Here is a 17,125-nt window from a genome sequence, read left to right on the forward strand (position 1 = left end):
CGACCTCCGTCAGGACTTCGTCGCGAGGCCGGCGGCCGATCGGACCCGCTCCGGAGCTACCGACGGCCGGCCCGCGCCTCGACGACGTGCCGGCACCCGACCCCGCCGTGCTCCAGCTCCTCGCGCTCGCGGCGGAGCCCGACGCGGACCCGCCGCGCCTCGGCCAGCGGCAGCACCGCCTCCGGATCGACGGTCGCCAGCAGGAGCGCCGCCCGAGACCTCGCCGCCACCCGCACGTCGAGGCACGGCGTCTCCTCGGCGAGCCCGAGCAGCGCGTTCACCAGCAGCTCCAGCTCGACCGCGGTCGCGTGGAGCACCAGCACCCGCGAGGCCGGGCTCGACGGGTGGCGGACCAGGAGCGTCGCTCCGGTCATCGTCGTCGCCCTCCCCCGCTCGGGACCGGTCCGGGACGTCCGCCCCCGCCTCGGCCCTCGGCGACCGCCCGCGCGACGTCGGCGTGCACGCATGGGGTTCCTTCTCTCGTCCTGCTGCGGTGCGAACCGCGCCGCACCTCCATCCCACGACTCGGGCACCCGGCCGGGGAGAGGGTTGCCACGCGCGCGTCGGCGGGTCAGGAGGCGCCGGGGCCGCCGGGGATGAGAGGGTTGCGCGATGTCCACTGCGAGCGTGCCGTCGCCGCGCGCCGGAGTCCGGACCCGGCGCTTCCGGCGCCTCGCCCGCACGGGCTTCGCCGTCAACGGACTGATCCACCTCCTGATCGGCGGCCTCGCCCTGCGCGTCGCGGTCAGCGACGAGACCTCGCGGGAGGCGGACGCGTCCGGAGCGATCGGGCGCATGGCCGACACCCCCGTCGGGCTCGTGGTGGTCTGGGCCGCGCTGATCGGGCTGGTCGCGCTCGGCCTCTGGCAGCTCTCCCTCGGCGGGCGCTCCTCCGCGCCGGGGCTCCCCGCCCGCCTGGGCCGCCGGATCGTCGAGTCGGGCAAGGGCTTCGCCTCGCTCACGCTCGCGGGCACCTCGCTCGTCTTCGCGCTCGGCGGCTCGACGAGCTCGTCTGCCACGATCCGCCGCATCAACACCGAGCTGCTGACGAGCACGGTCGGCGTCGTGATCCTCGTGATCGTCGGCGGGATCGTGCTGGGCAGCGGGATCGGCTTCGTCGCGATCGGGATCCGGCGCGGCTTCCGCAAGCTCGTCCGCATCCCCGAGGGCCCGACGGGGACCGCCGTGCTGATCCTCGGCGCGACCGGCTACATCACGAAGGGGCTCGCTCTGGGCCTGGCCGGCGGGATCTTCGTGGTCGCGGCGCTGACCGGCGACGCCCGCCAGGCGACCGGGCTCGACGGGGCCATCCGCTTCCTCGACGTCCCTCCGTACGGCACGATCGCCCTGACCCTCGTCAGCGCGGGACTGGTCATGTACGGGCTGTTCCTCGTCGCCCGGGCGAAGCTCGCGAAGCTCTGAGCCGACGCGGCAGTCGTTCACAGTCGCCACCCATATCGCTGAGTATCGTTCGGAGAAACAGGAGGTCATCATGAACGGATCGTCATCGACCGGCGCGTTCGGCACCGGCACGCCCATCGAGAGCATCTGGCGCGCGATGGAGCAGGCCCGCTCCCGCATGGAGAAGCGCGTCGGCTCCCGGGTCGGCCGCGGGGACGTGCGCACCGCGGTGCTCGCGCTCCTCGCCGAGCAGCCCATGCACGGCTACCAGATCATCCGCGAGATCGAGGAGCGCAGCGGAGGCGACTGGAAGCCGAGCCCCGGCTCCGTCTACCCGACCCTCCAGCTCCTCGCGGACGAGGGCCTCATCACGGCCGACGAGCAGAACGGCCGCAAGACCTACACGCTGACCGACGCCGGCCGCGCGACGGTCGCCGAGCACGGCACCTCGACCCCGTGGAACGACTCCGACCACGTCGACTTCGGCGCCCTGCCCAAGGCGGGCCTCGAGCTCGCCCAGGCCGCGGCCCAGGTCGGACGCTCGGGCACCCCCGAGCAGATCCGCATGGCTGTCGCCGAACTCGAGGACGTGCGCCGCCGCCTGTACGCGATCCTCGCGCAGGACTGACCCGGGTGGCCTCGGTCAGCCCGGGTCCTGCCGCCCCGGGCCACCGAGAGCGGGAGGACCGGCGGCGCTACCGCCGGATCCTCCGCTTCGCCGCGTGGCATCTCGCGGTCACCTGGTTCTTCGACCTGCTCCTGCCGCGGGTGGGGCTCACGCGCGTCGCGCTCCGCACCCGACCCGGCCGGATGCGCCGCTTCGCCCGCAGCTTCCACGTGCTCGCGGTCGACCTCGGCGGCCTGATGATCAAGGTCGGCCAGTTCATGTCGTCGCGCCTGGACGTGCTGCCGCCCGAGATCACGCGCGAGCTGGAGGGGCTGCAGGACGAGGTCCCGCCCGTCCCGTTCCCGCGGATCCGGGCGCTGGCCGAGTCCGAGCTCGGGCTGCCGCTCGAGCGCGCGTACGCCGGAGTCGACGAGTCGCCCGTCGCCGCCGCCTCCCTCGGGCAGGCCCACCGCGCCCGGCTCTCCCCCGTCGACGCCGAGGACACCGGCTACTCCGCCGCCATCATGAAGGTGCAGCGGCCGGGGATCGACCAGATCGTCGAGGTCGACCTCGCGGCTCTGCGCCGCGTCGGCGGCTGGCTCAGCCACGTGCGCCTGGTCTCGGACCGCGTCGACGCCCCGGCGCTCGTCGAGGAGTTCGCGGTCACCAGCCTCGAGGAGATCGACTACCTGCAGGAGGCGGCCAACTCCGTCCGCTTCGCCGCCGACTTCGCGGGCGACGCCCGGGTGGCCGTCCCGGACGTGGTCTGGGAGCGCTCGACCCGCAAGGTCCTCACGCTCGAGGACGTCACCGCGATCAAGATCACGGACCACGCCGCGCTGCTGGCCGCCGGGATCGATCCGCGGGAGGTCGCTCCGGTCTTCGCGGCCGTGATGTTCGACCAGCTCTTCACCAACGGCTACTTCCACGCGGATCCGCACCCCGGCAACGTCTTCGTCACGCCGACCCCTGGGGGCGAGCTGCCCTGGCGCCTCACCTTCATCGACTTCGGGATGATGGGCGAGGTGCCGCCGAGCACCCGTGCGGGCCTGCGCCGGATGCTGATCGCCGCCGCCTCCCGCGACGGCAAGGGTCTCGTCGACGCGGCCCGCGCGGTCGGCGTCCTCCTCCCCTCGGCCGACTCCCGTGAGCTGGAGCGGGCGCTCACGCAGCTCTTCGCCCGCTTCGGCGGCATGGGCTTCGCCGAGCTGCGGGAGGTGGATCCGCGCGAGTTCCGCGACTTCGCCGTGCAGTTCGGCGACGTCGTGCGCGCGCTGCCGTTCCAGCTCCCCGAGAACTTCCTGCTCGTCATCCGCGCGATGTCGCTGACCTCGGGCGTCTGCAGCGCGCTCGACCCGGCCTTCAACCTGTGGGACTCGGTCGAGCCCTACGCGCAGCAGCTGATCCGCGAGGAGCGCGGCTCCGTCGTGCAGGACGTCGGCAAGCAGGCCGTCGACACGCTCGGCCTGATCTGGCGCCTGCCGCGCCGGCTCGACGAGCTCGTCACGACCCTCGACGACGGCGAGCTCGCGGTCACCGTCCCCACCATCGAGCGCCGGCTGAACCGGCTCGAGGGCACCGTCCGCCGCGTGATCTCGGCCGTGCTGTTCGCGGGACTGCTGATCGCCGGCGCCGTCGTGCGCCCGGACGACAGCGGCTTCGGGACCGTGCTGATGATCGCGTCGGCGCTGCCGCTGCTGCACGCCCTGCTGGCCCGCGGCCCGCGCGGCTGAGAGCCGCCGTCAGGCCGCGGCCGCCGCGTCGCATCCGTCACCTCCTCCACCCACCTCACCGGCGGCGCGGTCGACATCGGCTACACGGCCGCGGACAGCTGGCTCGCACAGCACGGCACCGACTACGGGCTCTGCCAGATCTACGCGAACGAGATCTGGCACTTCGAGCTCGCCACCGAGCCGGGCGGCGACTGCCCGGAGCAGCTGCCCGACGCGAGCGCGACCTGAGCGGCTCTCCCGCGCTCCCGGGATCCGATGCGTCGCGAACGGTCGTCATCGGAGCCGCGTGGGAGCCGTTCGCGACGCATCGATCGCGCAGGCGGCCGGGCGGCGGGGCTCGGCGGCCGGGCTCAGCGGCTGGTGAGCAGCTCGACGAACTCGTCCGCCATCGCGAGTTGGGCGCTCAGCGCCTCGCGGCGCTCGCGGGCCTGCGCGACGAAGGCGTCGAGCTGCGCGCGGACCTCGGCCGGCGCGTCGTCGCCCTCGGCCTCGAGGGTGTCGATCACGCGGAGCAGCGCGGCCATCTCCTCCAGCGAGAAGCCGAGCGGCTTCATGCGGCGGATGAGGATCAGGCGGTCGTAGTCGGTGGACGTGTAGAGGCGGAAGCCGCCCTCGGTGCGGCCGGACGCCTTCACGAGGCCGATCTCGTCGTAGTGGCGCAGGGTCCGGAGCGAGAGGCCGGTCCGCTCGGCGAGCTCGCCGATGTGCATGGTGCCGATCCTGCTCACCCCTTCAGGTCTACCCTTACGTGAGGGTAGGGTTGCCCGTGCTGCTGACACGCCTCTGCAAGCTTGGCATCCCCGCCCGCTTCCGCCGACCCGATGCCGCAGCCCTCCGCGCTCCTCGTCGAGCACCCCTCCCACTCCCTGGAGCCGCCGCGATGGCCCTCGCCTCGAAGACCCCTGCCCGCCCGCACGCCGAGCCCACCGTGATGACGGCGCTGCGCACCCCCCGCATCCTGACCCGCGAGGTCCTCGCCGGCCTCGTCGTCGCACTCGCGCTCATCCCCGAGGCGATCTCGTTCTCGATCATCGCGGGCGTGGATCCGCGGGTCGGCCTCTTCTCGTCGTTCGTGATGGCCGTGTCGATCGCGTTCCTCGGCGGCCGCCCCGCGATGATCACCGCCGCCACCGGCGCCGTCGCCCTGGTGATCGCCCCCGTCGCCCGCGACTACGGGATGGACTACTTCATCGCGACGGTGATCCTCGCGGGCGTGTTCCAGATCGTGCTCGGGCTGCTCGGAGTGGCGAAGCTCATGCGCTTCATCCCCCGCAGCGTGATGGTCGGATTCGTGAACGCGCTGGCGATCCTGATCTTCTCGGCGCAGATCCCCAACCTGATCGGCGTGCCCTGGCTGGTCTACCCGCTGGTCGCCGTCGGCATCGTGATCATGGTGGTGATGCCGCGCCTGACGAAGGCCGTTCCGGCGCCTCTCGTCGCCATCGTCCTCATCACCGCGGCGGTCGTCGTCACGGCGGTCGCCGTCCCCACCGTGGGCGATCAGGGCGAGCTGCCCCGCAGCCTCCCCGAGCTGTTCCTGCCGAACGTACCGCTGACCTGGGAGACCTTCACGACCATCGCGCCGTACGCCGTCGCGATGGCGCTCGTCGGACTCCTCGAGTCGCTGATGACTGCGAAGCTCGTCGACGACATCACCGACACCCCCTCCCGCAAGACCCGCGAGTCGCTCGGGCAGGGCGCCGCGAACGTGCTCTCCGGCCTGTTCGGCGGCATGGGCGGCTGCGCGATGATCGGCCAGACGATGATCAACGTGAAGGCGTCCGGCGCCCGCACCCGCATCTCGACCTTCCTCGCCGGCGTGTTCCTCCTGATCCTCGTCGTCGCGCTCGGCGACCTCGTCGCGATCATCCCGATGGCCGCGCTGGTCGCGGTGATGGTGATGGTCTCGGTGGCGACGTTCGACTGGCACAGCATCCGCCCGTCGACCCTGAAGCGGATGCCCGTGGGCGAGACGGTCGTCATGATCGCCACGGTCGTCGTGGTCGTCCTCACCCACAACCTGGCGATCGGAGTCGTCGTCGGCGTCCTGGCCGCCATGGTCGTCTTCGCCCGCCGGGTCGCCCACTTCGCCACCGTCGAGCGCACCCTCTCGACCGACGGATCGACGGCCCACTACACGGTCACCGGCGAGCTGTTCTTCGCTTCCAGCAACGACCTCACCACGCAGTTCTCCTACGCGGAGGACCCTGCGCACGTCGTGATCGACCTCTCCGGCTCCCACATCTGGGACGCCTCGACCGTCGCCGCGCTGGACGCCGTCACGACCAAGTACGAGCGCCACGGCACCCGCGCCGTGATCGAGGGGATGAACGACGCCTCCACCCGGATTCACGGCCGCCTCGCCGGGAACCTCGGCGCGGGGCACTGAGGGCGGGGGCCGCGGGACCGCGGCGCCCGCCGGGGTCGATGCGTCACGAACGGTCGTCACGGCGGGCGGATGAGGACCGTTCGTGACGCCTCGATCCCGAGGGGGCGGGGGTGGGAGGGCGAGCGGGCGGCGCTAGACGCGCACGGGCGCGACGGAGGCGCGGCGGATCAGGCGCGTCTCGAGCTCCATGCGGGTGGCCGAGGCGCCCGAGGCGAGCGGGGTCGCCGACCGGTGCGCCTGGTGCAGCATCCGGAAGGCGATGGCGCCCATCTCGCCGATGGGCTGCTGGATCGTGGTCATCGGCGGGGTCGCCCAGGCCGACTCCTCGACGTCGTCGAAGCCGATGACGCTGAGGTCGCGGGGGATGCGGAGGCCGGCGTCGTCGGCGGCCTCGTAGACGCCGAGCGCCATCACGTCGGAGCAGGCGAAGAAGGCGGTCGGCGCGTCGGGCTCGGCGAGCATCAGCCCGGCGGCCTCGCGGGCCAGCTCGCGGTCCCAGTCGCAGTAGGCGACGCGCGGATCCTCGACCCCGGCGGCGCGGAGCGCGGTGGTGAAGCCGTCGATCCGGGCGCTGCTGTAGAGCTGGGTGCGGGTGCCGCCGAGGACGCCGAAGCGGGTGTGGCCGGCGTCGAGGAGGTGCTCGGCGGCCATGCGGCCCCCGTCCCAGTTGGTCGCGCCGACGCTCGCGACGTCGGCCGGCGGCCGCGTGCTGGGGTCGACGACGACGACGGGCAGCTCGGCGGTGGTCAGCAGGTGCAGCTGCGCGGCCGAGACGTTGACCAGCACCACGATGGCGCCGAGCGAGGGGCGGCGGAGGAGGCGGCTGATCCAGGCGCCGTCGTCGCGGGCGCGGGTGAGCACCAGGTCGACCCCGGCGGCGGAGGCCTCGGCCTCGATGCCCTCGAGGACCGGGCCGATCCAGGTGCCGCCGATGTGGCCGACGACGACGTCGACGATCTGGGCGGAGTGCGGATCCTCGACCGGCGGGCGCAGGCGCGGTCGGCGGCGGTAGCCGAGCGCGTGCGCCGCCTCCATCACGCGCAGACGGGTCGCCTCCGAGACGTCGGTGCCGCCGTTGAGCACCTTCGAGACGGTGGGGACGCTCGTCCCGGCGCGCTCGGCGATGAGCGCCATGGTCGGGCGGGTGGTCGCTCCGGAGACGTCGTCGTGGTCGGGCATGTGCTCACCGTAGCGGATACCGACTTTCGCAACTGGACCGGCGCGCGGACGGCTTGCTCCCGCCGGGAACCGCGGTGCATGATGGTCGGACGCCGGGGCTACCGCACAGAAGTTGCGCAAGTCCTGTTCGATGACGAACCGCGGAGCGATCCGCCCGCACGTGAGGACGACGATGACCGACCACTCCCCGACCACTCCCGGCAAGACGGCCCTCGTCGTCCGAGGGGGCTGGGACGGCCACCAACCGGTCGAGGCGACCGAGCTGTTCCTGCCGTTCCTCCGCGACAACGGCTACGACGTGCGCGTCGAGGAGTCGACCGCCGTGTACGCCGATGAGGCCTACATGCGGACGGTCGACCTGATCGTGCAGTCGAACACGATGACCTCCATCCAGTGGGAGGAGTTCCTGGGCCTCCGCGCGGCGGTCGAGCGCGGCACGGGCCTCGCCGGCTGGCACGGCGGGATCGCCGACTCCTACCGCGACAACTCCGACTACCTGCAGCTGATCGGCGGCCAGTTCGCCTCGCACCCCGGCAAGCACCCGGACGAGCGCACCGGCGAGCAGTCGGACAACTACATGCCGCACACGATCGAGATGACGGCCCTCGCCGCCGACCACCCGATCACGCAGGGCATCTCCGACTTCGAGCTGGTCACGGAGCAGTACTGGGTGCTGCACGACGACTACAACGACGTGCTCGCCACGACCACGCAGGCCGTCCGCCCGTGGGACCCGTGGAAGCGCCCCATCACCTCCCCCGCGATCTGGACCCGCCTCTGGGGCGAGGGCCGCATCTTCGTCTCGACGCCGGGCCACCGCGTCGAGATCCTCCAGGACGACAACGTCCGCACGATCATCGAGAGGGGAATGCTGTGGGCGTCCCGCTGAGAGTCGGCATCATCGGCGTCGGGAAGATCAGCGAGCAGTACCTCGCGAACCTCCCGACCTTCCCCGGCCTCCGCCTCGTCGCGGTGGCCGACCTGAACCAGGAGCGGGCGCAGCAGGTCGCCGACGAGCAGGGCGTCCGCGCCCTCACCGTCGACGCGCTGATCGACGACCCGGAGATCGACGCGGTGCTGAACCTCACGATCCCGGCGGCGCACGTCGAGATCGGCACCCGCGCCCTGAAGGCGGGCAAGCACGTCTTCGCCGAGAAGCCGCTCGGGCTGAACCCGGCCGAGGCCGCGCCGATGCTCGACCTCGCGGACGAGCTGGGCCTGCGCTTCGCGAGCGCCCCGGACACGGTGCTCGGGACCGGCGTGCAGACCGCGCGCCTCACCCTCGACTCCGGCGCGATCGGCACCCCGATCGCCGCGCAGGTGCACTGGGCCGCTCCCGGCCACGAGCGCTGGCACCCGGCGCCCGAGTTCTACTACCAGCCCGGCGGCGGCCCGCTGCTGGACATGGGCCCGTACTACCTGACGGCGCTCGTGCACTTCTTCGGGCCGGTCGTCCGCGTCACGGGCCTGGCCACCCGCTCCGACCGCCCGCGCACGATCGAGACCGGGCCGAAGGCGGGCACGCCGATCGAGGTGACGATCGACACGCACATCACCGCGCTGCTCGAGCACGCGAGCGGAGTCGCCACGACCGTCACCGTGAGCTTCGAGGTCTGGCGCAGCCGGGCCCCGAAGTTCGAGGTCTACGGCACCGAGGGCACCATCTCGGTCCCGGATCCGAACATGTTCTCGGACCCGGTCGAGGTCGCCGTCCGCGACGAGGACTGGCGGGTCGTCCCCGACTCCGCCGGCGTGATCGACACCGGTCGCGGAGTGGGACTGGCCGACCTCGCGGAGGCGATCGCGGAGGACCGCCCGCACCGCGCCTCCGGCCGCGTGGCCCTGCACGTGCTCGAGATCATGGACGCCGTGCTTCGCTCGAACGAGGAGAAGGCGGTCGTGACGATCGCGAGCACCGCCGAGAAGCCCGACGTGATGCCGCTGCGCACGGCGGGCTCGATCGGCGCCTGACAGCGCCGGGGGGCGACGACGGGAGGCGGGGGATCGCCGCCAGCGCGTCGCTCCCCGTTCGGGGGTGACGGCGGGGGGCGAAGCCGTAGACTCGGCGGATCGACGGTCCTCAGCCGCCGTCGCACGCGGAGGGGGATCGGCCGTGGCAGTCGGCTTCCGGCGGAGCGGAGAGCTCCGTGCCCTCGCGCGCCCCCGGCTCCGGGCGGCCGGCGACCCGCTCTCCCCCGAGGACCACCGCTCCCGGCTGTCCGGTTGGCTCAGCATGCCCGGCGGGCCGGGTCTCGTGCGCCCCTCCGCCCTCGCTCCGGCGTGGGAGGCGCCCCTGCTCCGGCTCGTGCGCGCCGGGGCGCCGGCGGAGGACCTGCACGAGGCGACCACCGGCTCCCCCGAGGGCTCGCGCCTCGCGGCCGTCGTCGAGCTCGTCCGCGACGCCCTGCACTCCGCGGACGACGATCGCGCTCTGCGGCTCACCGGCTGGCTGGTGCGCATCCGCTACGACCCGTCGGCCGACTCCTTCCTCCGCCGCTACGGGATCGCGCTGACCGTCCGCCTGCCGCTGAGCGGCGGCCTCGACGTGGAGGTGCCGCTCGACGCCCCGGCGCTGCGCCTGCTCTACGCCGAGCTGACGGCACCCACGGATCCGGCCGCGGCTGCCGTGGCGGTCGAGACCCTGGAGCCGTCGACCCTCGCGGCGTCGACGCTCGCCTCCCTCTACTCCGCCCGCCGACGCTGGAGCGACGTGGCCGAGTTCTCGGCGCCCGTCGAGAACGTGGACGCCGCCTCCGCCGCGGTGCTCATCCGCCGCGGCGTCGCTCTCCGCGAGCTCGGCCTGATCGAGGGCGCCCTCGAGGCGTTCGACCGCGTGGTGCGCCCGACCGTCACCAGTGCGCGGCCCGTGGAGCTGCGGGCGGAGGCGCTGCTCGAGCGCGCGAGCACGCTCCTCTCGGACGGGCGCACGGCTCCGGCTCGGCGCGATCTGGAGCGCGTGCTCTCCCGCTACCCGGACAGCGCCGCGGCGCACGAGCTGCTGGCGGTCACCGGGCGCTGACGCGACGGAGGGGCGCACCCTCTGCAGGATGCGCCCCTCCGGGGAGTGCGTCGGCTCAGTGCGTCGGCTCAGCCCTCGGCCTTCGAGGGCTTGCCCTCGGCGGGCAGGACCTCGTGCGGGGTGTCGCGCTCGTCCTCGCCCTCGGCCTGCGACGGCTTGTCGGACTGGTCGTCCGGGTCCTCGACGGGGCTCGGGGTCTGGTCGCTCATCGGAGTCCCTCCGGCTCGTCGGACGTGGCGGACGGCTCGGGGTGCGCCTCGAACTCCATCCAGGCGCGGTCCAGATCGGCCTGCGCCGACTCGGGCTCGCTGGCGAAGTAGCCGTCGTAGATCGCGCGGCCGCCGTGCTCGGGCAGGTCGTCGCGACCGCCGAAGGCCTGCGCGAAGCGGCCGACCTCGTCGTCCCTCTTCTGCTGATCCCGCAACCAGGCGGGGAAGGTCTGCGTCATGGTGACACCTCTCTCTCCTGCCCTCCAGCCAATCGCCCGTCGCGGATCCGGGCAAGCCCTTCCGCCGCGGGCCCCGAGGGGCCAGGCTCCGCCCTGGAGGGCCCGGGCTCCGCCCTTGAGAAGCGGCGCTCCGCCCTCTAGAGGACATGTCCGCTACAGGGCGCCCCCGCCCCCGCCGCGGAGGAGAGCCGGCCCCTAGCGTGAGCCCGTGACCGACCCCGCTTCTCCGCGCCCCGCCCGCACCGCCGCGGGTCTGCGCCGCACTCTGCTCGCTCTGACCGCGACCGTCGCGCTGCTCGCCGGCACCGCGGCTCCCCTCGCCTTCCGCCGAGCCGGACCCGGTGCCGGTCGGGAACGACCACCTCGCCAACGGCGTCGCCGCCTGGGGGCGCTACCTCAACGGGGAGTGGGACGTGCCGGCGGGCATGTCCGACCTCACGGACGTCGCGAGCAGCTACAGCCACACCCTCGCGCTCCACACCGACGGCACCGTCGAGGCCTGGGGAGCGGATCTGGAGGGCGAGCGGGACGTGCCGGCCGGGCTCCGCGAGGTGACGGCGATCACGACCGGGTACCTCCACAGCATCGCCCTCACGATGGAGGGGACGGTCGTCGCGTGGGGCGACGACCGTCAGGGCCAGACCGACGTCCCGGCCGGACTCGGCGGCGTGACCGCCGTCGCCGCGGGCAGCTACCACACCCTCGCTCTGCGGGGCGACGGGACCGTGGCGGCCTGGGGCTCCGATCAGTTCGGAGCGACCGACGTGCCGGCGGGTCTCTCCGGAGTGGTCGCGATCGCCGCGGGCGGCTGGAACAGCCTCGCGCTGCGCGCCGACGGGACGGTCGTGGCGTGGGGCGGCGACGACAGGGGCGCGTACACCGCCCCGGCAGGCCTCCGCGACGTCGTCGCCGTCTCGGTCAGCTACTCCCACAGCCTCGCCCTGAAGCGGGACGGCACCGTCGTCACCTGGGGCGGCCCCGCCGACTCCGGCTTGCCGCGGGTCCCCGCCGATCTCGGCGGCATCACCGCGATCGCCGCCGGCATCGGCTTCAGCGTCCTGCTGACGTCCGACGGCACCGTCGTCTCCCTGCACCCCGACGGCGACACGGAGCTGGACGTCCCGGCCGGGATCACCGGCGCCACCGGCATCGCGGTCGGCTTCAACCACGCCTTCGCGATCGGCCCGCTGCCGACCCTCACCGCCGACACCGCCGAGACGCTCGTCACGACCGGGACCCGCTACTCCGCGACCTTCACGGCGTCCGGCCCGGCTGCGACCTTCGAGGTCTCGTCCGGCGCCCTTCCCGCGGGGGTGGCCCTCTCGCCGGAGGGCGTCGTCTCGGGCAGGCCGACCACCGCAGGCGACTCCACCTTCACGGTGAGCGCGCGGAACGCGTACGGCACCACGGCCGGCGTGCCGCACACGGTCACCGTGGTCCCCGCGAACACCCCGCCCGTCGTGACGGTCGCCTACGCCACCGACGGCGCTTCCTACGAGAAGGGCTCGGAGCCGAGGGCCGCCTGCGCGATCACGGATGCGGAGAGCGGAACGTTCAGCGAGGAGGCCGTCGTCACCGGCACGCTCGTGAACGGCCTCGGCACCCGCACGGCGACCTGCACCTGGACCGACCCCGGAGGACTGACCACGACCGCCACCGCGACCTACCGGATCGTCGACACCGGCGTCCCCACCATCGCCGCGACGACCGCGCCGACGGCTCCGAACGCCGCAGGCTGGTTCCGCTCCCCCGTCTCCGTCGGCTTCTCCTGCGCCGACGGCAGCGGCTCCGGGATCCGCAGCTGCACCCCCGCGCGGATCCTGCGCGAGGGCCCCGGCCAGAGCGTCACCGGCACCGCCGTCGACAACGCGGGCAACCGTGCCACGACGACCCGCAGCGGCATCGGCATCGACTCCACGAAGCCGCAGCTCTCGTTCACGTCGAAGCCCGAGGGGTCCTACCCCTACGGCACGGCGATCCCGGAGGCGCGCTGCCTCGCGGACGACCCGCTCTCGGGCCTCACCGGCGCCTGCGTGATCACGGGCGGCGGCCGCTCCGTCGGTCCGCACGTGTACCGGGCGACCGCGACCGACCGGGCGGGCAACGTCTCGACCCTCACCGCGTCCTACACCGTGACCCCGTGGACGATCGGCGGGCTCAGCACCTCGGTGAAGAGCGTGGCCGCCGGAGCCGCGACCGGCATGACGTTCCAGGTGACCTCGACGTCCTCTGCGGGAACGTTCCGCCACTCCGCCCTCGCCGACGTGCGCAGCGTCACGCAGAAGCAGACCTCCTGCACCGCCGGCGCCGTCCTCACCGGAGCGCCGACGACCACCCTGACCGGACGCCTCCGCTACGACACCGCGACGAACCGCTACGTGAAGGCGTGGACGGTGCCCGCGAAGCGGGGCACCTGCTGGACGCTGACGGTCACGACGGCGGACGGCAGCACGGGGAGCGCCCGGTACTCGGTGAAGTAGCGGCGCCGGACGGCCGCCGCGGTCCGGTCAGGCTCCCGCCGCGGCGTACCGCTCCGCGAGCACGCGGAACGCGGCGGCCAGCTCGGGCGGCTCGGCCCCGGCCATCGGAGCGTCGAACCGGCCGAACGACGCGGCGAGAGCCTCCCAGGACCAGGCGCCGAGGGCGAGTCGGCAGCCCGCGTCGCCGAGGTCCTCCACCTCCCCGTCGCCCGCGTAGGGCAGGACCTCGGCGGCGGGCGCCTCCAGCACCACCGAGCCGCGGCACGGCCACCCCTCCCCGGGCGCTCCGCCGCGGAACCGCGCCTCCAGGAACTCGGCGGGACTCCCGACCGGCAGCGCCCGGCGGCGGAAGCGGGCACCGCGGGGCGAGCGCGGCTCGAGCCGGTCCACGCGGAACACCCGCCAGTCGTCGCGGTCGAGGTCGAAGCCGATGAGGTACCAGCGGCCCTGACGCGCGACCAGGTGGTGCGGCTCGACGCGGCGCACCGCCTCCGCGTACGCGAAGCGGAACACCTCCGAGGCCCGGACGGCCGCCGCGACCGCGACCAGCCGCTCCGGAGGGACTGCGGGGGCCGGCGCCGCCGCGACCGTGAAGCGCAGCGCATCAGCTCGGGGCCGGAGCCGGGCGGGCAGGACCTGCCGCACCGTCGCCAGCGCCCGGGCCGACGCCTCCTCGAGCCCCGCGACCGGCGCGCGCAGGGCGGCGGTGAGGGCGAGCACCTGCTCGTCGTCGAAGAGCAGCGGCGGGAGCTCGGCGCCGGCCTCGAGCCGGTACCCGCCGTCGGGGCCCTTCGCCGCGTCGATCCGGTAGCCCATCGTGCGGAGCCGGTCGACGTCGCGACGCACCGTGCGCGGCGCGATCCCCAGGCGCTCGGCGAGCACTCCGCCCGGCCAGTCGCGGCGGGTCTGCAGGAGGGAGAGGAGCAGGAGGAGCCGCTCGGTCGTCGTGGACACGTCCCGAGGGTATTCCGAGAAGAGGACCGTCACCGTCCTCTTCTCCTGGGAGCGTCGGGGCACCGGGTGATCGACCCGGCACGACTGCGAGGAGCGCACCATGAGCATCACCACGACGACCCACCTCAACTTCCGCGGACAGGCCCGCGAGGCGCTGGAGTTCTACGCCTCGGTCACGGGAGGCCGGGTCGACGCGATGTCCTACGCGGACGCGAACGCTGTCACCGCGCCCGACGAGGCCGACCAGCTGATGTGGGGCCAGGTCGTCTCCGAGGCCGGCTTCCGCGTCATGGCGTACGACGTCCCCGCGCACACGGCTTACGACCCGGGCACGATCCCGGTGTTCGTGTCGCTGCGCGGCTCCGACGCCGACGAGCTGCACCGCCTCTGGGACGGCCTCTCGGAGGGGGCGGCGGTCGTCGTGCCCCTGGCCCCGGCGGCCTGGTCGCCCCTCTACGGGATGCTGCGCGACCGCTTCGGAGTGACGTTCGTCGTCGACCTCGAGGTCGCCTGGGGCTGAGGCCCGCGGGCTCGGCGGCGGGGCGCGTCCCACTGCGGACGCGCCGGCCGCCGACTCGGTACGCTCAGCACCGGATCCGGTCGGAGGGACGCTGCATGCTGGAGACGATCTCCGAGGCCCTCTCGCTGGTCACCCTCCCCCTCGGCGTGCTGTTCCTGCTCGCCGCGTTCGTCGCGGCGCTGATCGACGGACGCTGGCTGACGACGACCGCCTACCTCGAGGAGGGTCCGCCCCTCGCGCTGCACTGGGTGACCCGGGCCGGCGAGGTGCGATCGCGTCCGCTGTCCGCCGGGGACCCGCTGACGCCGACACGGTCGGACCAGCGGGAGGTGCACTACCGCGAGGAGGATCCGCACCGCATCCGCCTGCACCGGTGGAGCGACGCGGTGCGGGCGCTGCGCCTGACCGGCCTGATCCTGCTCGGGGCGGGCGTCGTCCTCGGGATCCTGTCGACGGCGCTGGCGGTCCTCGCCTAGGCGGCGCTCCGTGCGCGAGGATCGGACCCGTGGATGCGGAACGGGTTCTCGGAGACGGTCGGGCCGACGGGGTGTGGTGCCGGCTCGGGGAGCCGCTGACCGTCGCGCAGATCGCGCGCGGCGGGCCGGCGTGGCTGTGCCTGGACGCGCAGCACGGCGCGTTCGACGACGCCGCGGTCCTCGCCTCCCTGCGCGCGCTCGGCGCCGTGAGCGGGAGGCCGCCCGTCGGCGTCCGGGTCGCCGGGCTCTCCGACGCGCTGATCGGCAGGGCGCTCGACGCCGGAGCGGACGTCGTGGTCGTCCCGATGATCGAGACGGTCGAGGAGGCGCTCGCGGCCGTCCGCGCCGCGCACTACCCGCCGCTCGGCCGCCGCAGCTGGGGGCCGATGTCCGATCTCTGGGGCGCCGCTCCCCCGTCGGCCGCCGAGGCGCGCACCGCGCTCTGGGTCATGATCGAGACGCAGGCCGGTCTCGACGCCGTCGATCGGATTCTCGCGGTGCCGGGCGTGAGCGGAGTCTTCGTCGGCCCGTTCGACCTCGCGATCGGCCTCGGACGGGACCTGTCCGACCTGCTCGCCGCCGACGGTCCGGACGACCCGCTGCCGAGGATCGCCGCGGCGGCCCGGCGCGCGGGCAAGGGTGCCGGGGCCTACGCGGGCGACCGCGAGCGCGCCGGGCTGCTGCGAGCGCTCGGCTTCCCGAGGGTCGCGGTCGCGACGGATCAGTCGCTGATCGCGCTCGGCACCGCGGCGGCGCTCGACGCGGACACCGCCGACTCCGGCTGCTGAGCCCGAGGCCGGGCACGGGGCCGGCCGCCGGTGACCGGCGAGCGCTCCCGCCGGGGGGACGCACGGGCTCCGGCGGCTCGGGGACGAAGCGGAGGCCGCCGGCGGAGTTCGCGAGATCGGTGAGCGCCGAGATCCAGGCGGGGTTGATGCGGGGCATGCGGCCGCCGACGTAGGTGTAGCGGAGCGTGTGCGAGGGGTGCAGCCAGATCGCGCTGCGGCCGTCGCTCATCCCGTTCTCGTCGCGCCAGGTGAGCAGGCACGACTCCCCCCGGCGCAGCTTCGCGGTGAGGACGATCTGCAGGTGGGCGAGCACCCGGTCCTCGACGTCGATCTCGACCGATCCGTCGTAGTGCAGCTTCCCCATCGGCGTCTCCCGGCCTCGTCCTCGGAGGACGGGCGCGCCTCCTGCCCACCACCCTCGGGTGTCGTCCAGTGACCAGTTCGGGGCGGCGACAACCGGCGGAACAGCTGGTATCGGCGGATCCGCTGGTCTCGACGGGGCGGGGCTCAGGCCGGCGGGTTCGCCGCCATGAAGTCGCGCATCGGCAGCAGGTTCTGGAGAGGCGCGAAGTACCCGAAGCGGGGCAGGTCGAAGACCACTCCCGCGACTCCGGAGGACCCCATCGCCGCGATCCACTCGAGCGCGGCCGGCATCGGCACCTTCAGCACGCGTGACGCGTCCTCGTCGGAGAGGCCGGCGTGCAGCGCCCCGGCGCGGGCGCGCTCCCCCGTGGTGAAGGCGAAGACCATCGGCCCCGACTCCAGGCCGCCGACGAAGGGGGTGGGCGCGTCGTCCGGCCCCCGCGCGATGAAGCACCACATCGGCAGGGCGTAGACGCTGCGCCAGAGCGCGTCCATCGCCGCGAAGCTCTCGGGGTCGGCGCGCAGGGCCTCCGCCCGGGCGTCGATCTCGACGGTCTGATCCATGGGGCTCCCCTCGGCGCCGGCGATCGGCGCGGACCCCCACGCTAACGATGCTCCCGCTGGGCCGCACCCGCGATCGATCCGTCAGCAGCGGCCCGTCCCGGCGGAGGGCACGGGCCGCGGACGACGGATGGGTGCGGTGGTGGCTGTGCGAGCCGTCCGCTGATCCGCTCGGCCACTGGCCCCGTCCAGGCGGTTAGGTTAGGT

At 73.9% G+C, this 17,125-nt stretch carries 18 protein-coding genes; 11 read left to right on the forward strand and 7 right to left on the reverse strand.

What is annotated here, in order from left to right:
- Positions 1–56: 56 nt before the first annotated feature.
- A complete protein-coding gene (locus C5D04_RS07775; protein ID WP_104347529.1) occupies positions 57–374 on the reverse strand; it encodes a hypothetical protein in 318 nt (105 codons plus the stop codon).
- Between the two features lie 238 nt (positions 375–612).
- On the opposite strand from C5D04_RS07775, the gene C5D04_RS07780 reads away from it, so the two are divergent.
- The 3 genes from C5D04_RS07780 (at position 613) to C5D04_RS07790 (ending at position 3,741) form a co-directional block, all read left to right on the forward strand.
- A complete protein-coding gene (locus C5D04_RS07780; RefSeq protein ID WP_104347530.1) occupies positions 613–1,422 on the forward strand; it encodes a DUF1206 domain-containing protein in 810 nt (269 codons plus the stop codon).
- A gap of 70 nt (positions 1,423–1,492) precedes the next feature.
- Positions 1,493–2,029: a PadR family transcriptional regulator gene (locus C5D04_RS07785; RefSeq protein ID WP_104347531.1), complete on the forward strand. Its 537-nt coding sequence runs from the start codon at positions 1,493–1,495 to the stop codon at positions 2,027–2,029.
- A 5-nt stretch (positions 2,030–2,034) separates the two neighbouring features.
- On the forward strand, positions 2,035–3,741 hold the full coding sequence (locus C5D04_RS07790; RefSeq protein WP_104267906.1) for an AarF/ABC1/UbiB kinase family protein: 1,707 nt from the start codon (positions 2,035–2,037) through the stop codon (positions 3,739–3,741).
- Positions 3,742–4,091: 350 nt separating this feature from the next.
- On the opposite strand, the gene C5D04_RS07795 is transcribed toward C5D04_RS07790, so the two are convergent.
- Positions 4,092–4,451 carry a MerR family DNA-binding transcriptional regulator gene (locus C5D04_RS07795; protein ID WP_104227142.1) on the reverse strand — a complete coding sequence of 120 codons (360 nt, stop codon included), beginning with the start codon at positions 4,449–4,451 and terminating at the stop codon, positions 4,092–4,094.
- Positions 4,452–4,621: 170 nt separating this feature from the next.
- Between C5D04_RS07795 and C5D04_RS07800 the strand changes: the two genes are divergently transcribed.
- Positions 4,622–6,130, forward strand: coding sequence for a SulP family inorganic anion transporter (locus C5D04_RS07800; protein WP_104347532.1), 1,509 nt, complete (start codon positions 4,622–4,624; stop codon positions 6,128–6,130).
- Positions 6,131–6,262: 132 nt separating this feature from the next.
- Here C5D04_RS07800 and C5D04_RS07805 read toward each other — a convergent pair whose 3' ends face one another.
- Positions 6,263–7,309 carry a LacI family DNA-binding transcriptional regulator gene (locus C5D04_RS07805; RefSeq protein ID WP_104224297.1) on the reverse strand — a complete coding sequence of 349 codons (1,047 nt, stop codon included), beginning with the start codon at positions 7,307–7,309 and terminating at the stop codon, positions 6,263–6,265.
- Between the two features lie 172 nt (positions 7,310–7,481).
- Between C5D04_RS07805 and C5D04_RS07810 the strand changes: the two genes are divergently transcribed.
- From C5D04_RS07810 to C5D04_RS07820, 3 genes are all read left to right on the forward strand, one after another.
- Entirely contained in the window at positions 7,482–8,198 is a 717-nt protein-coding gene (locus tag C5D04_RS07810; protein ID WP_104224320.1) for a ThuA domain-containing protein, read from the forward strand.
- Positions 8,183–9,280 carry a Gfo/Idh/MocA family protein gene (locus C5D04_RS07815; protein WP_104255953.1) on the forward strand — a complete coding sequence of 366 codons (1,098 nt, stop codon included), beginning with the start codon at positions 8,183–8,185 and terminating at the stop codon, positions 9,278–9,280. Before C5D04_RS07810 ends, C5D04_RS07815 begins: the two co-directional genes overlap by 16 nt.
- A gap of 142 nt (positions 9,281–9,422) precedes the next feature.
- Positions 9,423–10,328 (forward strand): tol-pal system YbgF family protein, encoded by a 906-nt coding sequence (locus C5D04_RS07820; RefSeq protein WP_104347533.1) that lies wholly within the window; start codon positions 9,423–9,425, stop codon positions 10,326–10,328.
- A 68-nt stretch (positions 10,329–10,396) separates the two neighbouring features.
- Here the strand turns inward: C5D04_RS07820 and C5D04_RS18175 are convergent, their stop codons facing one another.
- Both C5D04_RS18175 and C5D04_RS07825 read right to left on the reverse strand, forming a co-directional pair.
- Positions 10,397–10,537 carry a hypothetical protein gene (locus C5D04_RS18175; protein WP_159940045.1) on the reverse strand — a complete coding sequence of 47 codons (141 nt, stop codon included), beginning with the start codon at positions 10,535–10,537 and terminating at the stop codon, positions 10,397–10,399.
- Positions 10,534–10,776 carry a hypothetical protein gene (locus tag C5D04_RS07825; protein WP_104227148.1) on the reverse strand — a complete coding sequence of 81 codons (243 nt, stop codon included), beginning with the start codon at positions 10,774–10,776 and terminating at the stop codon, positions 10,534–10,536. The genes C5D04_RS18175 and C5D04_RS07825 overlap by 4 nt, the downstream gene beginning before the upstream one ends.
- Positions 10,777–11,117: 341 nt before the next feature.
- On the opposite strand from C5D04_RS07825, the gene C5D04_RS07830 reads away from it, so the two are divergent.
- On the forward strand, positions 11,118–13,256 hold the full coding sequence (locus tag C5D04_RS07830; RefSeq protein WP_104347534.1) for a PxKF domain-containing protein: 2,139 nt from the start codon (positions 11,118–11,120) through the stop codon (positions 13,254–13,256).
- Positions 13,257–13,283: 27 nt separating this feature from the next.
- Here the strand turns inward: C5D04_RS07830 and C5D04_RS07835 are convergent, their stop codons facing one another.
- Positions 13,284–14,210: a YafY family protein gene (locus C5D04_RS07835; protein WP_258068864.1), complete on the reverse strand. Its 927-nt coding sequence runs from the start codon at positions 14,208–14,210 to the stop codon at positions 13,284–13,286.
- 100 nt (positions 14,211–14,310) lie between these two features.
- On the opposite strand from C5D04_RS07835, the gene C5D04_RS07840 reads away from it, so the two are divergent.
- From C5D04_RS07840 to C5D04_RS18185, 3 genes are all read left to right on the forward strand, one after another.
- A complete protein-coding gene (locus tag C5D04_RS07840; RefSeq protein WP_104224302.1) occupies positions 14,311–14,730 on the forward strand; it encodes a VOC family protein in 420 nt (139 codons plus the stop codon).
- Between the two features lie 95 nt (positions 14,731–14,825).
- Entirely contained in the window at positions 14,826–15,206 is a 381-nt protein-coding gene (locus tag C5D04_RS18180; protein ID WP_104267914.1) for a hypothetical protein, read from the forward strand.
- 29 nt (positions 15,207–15,235) lie between these two features.
- On the forward strand, positions 15,236–15,994 hold the full coding sequence (locus C5D04_RS18185; protein WP_181137690.1) for an HpcH/HpaI aldolase/citrate lyase family protein: 759 nt from the start codon (positions 15,236–15,238) through the stop codon (positions 15,992–15,994).
- A 507-nt stretch (positions 15,995–16,501) separates the two neighbouring features.
- Here the strand turns inward: C5D04_RS18185 and C5D04_RS07855 are convergent.
- Positions 16,502–16,921 (reverse strand): hypothetical protein, encoded by a 420-nt coding sequence (locus tag C5D04_RS07855; protein ID WP_104224305.1) that lies wholly within the window; start codon positions 16,919–16,921, stop codon positions 16,502–16,504.
- Positions 16,922–17,125 lie beyond the last annotated feature (204 nt).

The organism is Rathayibacter sp. AY1D2, from assembly GCF_002932695.1.
Lineage (GTDB): Bacteria > Actinomycetota > Actinomycetes > Actinomycetales > Microbacteriaceae > Rathayibacter.

Bases quoted from the DNA above. Each gene is read 5' to 3' on its own strand.
- C5D04_RS18180 (WP_104267914.1), top strand. From the start codon at position 14,826: ATGCTGGAGACGATCTCCGAGGCCCTCTCGCTGGTCACCCTCCCCCTC.
- C5D04_RS07775 (WP_104347529.1), bottom strand. From the start codon at position 374: ATGACCGGAGCGACGCTCCTGGTCCGCCACCCGTCGAGCCCGGCCTCG.
- C5D04_RS07855 (WP_104224305.1), bottom strand. From the start codon at position 16,921: ATGGATCAGACCGTCGAGATCGACGCCCGGGCGGAGGCCCTGCGCGCC.
- C5D04_RS07795 (WP_104227142.1), bottom strand. From the start codon at position 4,451: ATGCACATCGGCGAGCTCGCCGAGCGGACCGGCCTCTCGCTCCGGACC.
- C5D04_RS07805 (WP_104224297.1), bottom strand. From the start codon at position 7,309: ATGCCCGACCACGACGACGTCTCCGGAGCGACCACCCGCCCGACCATG.
- C5D04_RS18175 (WP_159940045.1), bottom strand. From the start codon at position 10,537: ATGAGCGACCAGACCCCGAGCCCCGTCGAGGACCCGGACGACCAGTCC.
- C5D04_RS07810 (WP_104224320.1), top strand. From the start codon at position 7,482: ATGACCGACCACTCCCCGACCACTCCCGGCAAGACGGCCCTCGTCGTC.
- C5D04_RS07785 (WP_104347531.1), top strand. From the start codon at position 1,493: ATGAACGGATCGTCATCGACCGGCGCGTTCGGCACCGGCACGCCCATC.
- C5D04_RS07840 (WP_104224302.1), top strand. From the start codon at position 14,311: ATGAGCATCACCACGACGACCCACCTCAACTTCCGCGGACAGGCCCGC.
- C5D04_RS07825 (WP_104227148.1), bottom strand. From the start codon at position 10,776: ATGACGCAGACCTTCCCCGCCTGGTTGCGGGATCAGCAGAAGAGGGAC.
- C5D04_RS07780 (WP_104347530.1), top strand. From the start codon at position 613: ATGTCCACTGCGAGCGTGCCGTCGCCGCGCGCCGGAGTCCGGACCCGG.
- C5D04_RS07800 (WP_104347532.1), top strand. From the start codon at position 4,622: ATGGCCCTCGCCTCGAAGACCCCTGCCCGCCCGCACGCCGAGCCCACC.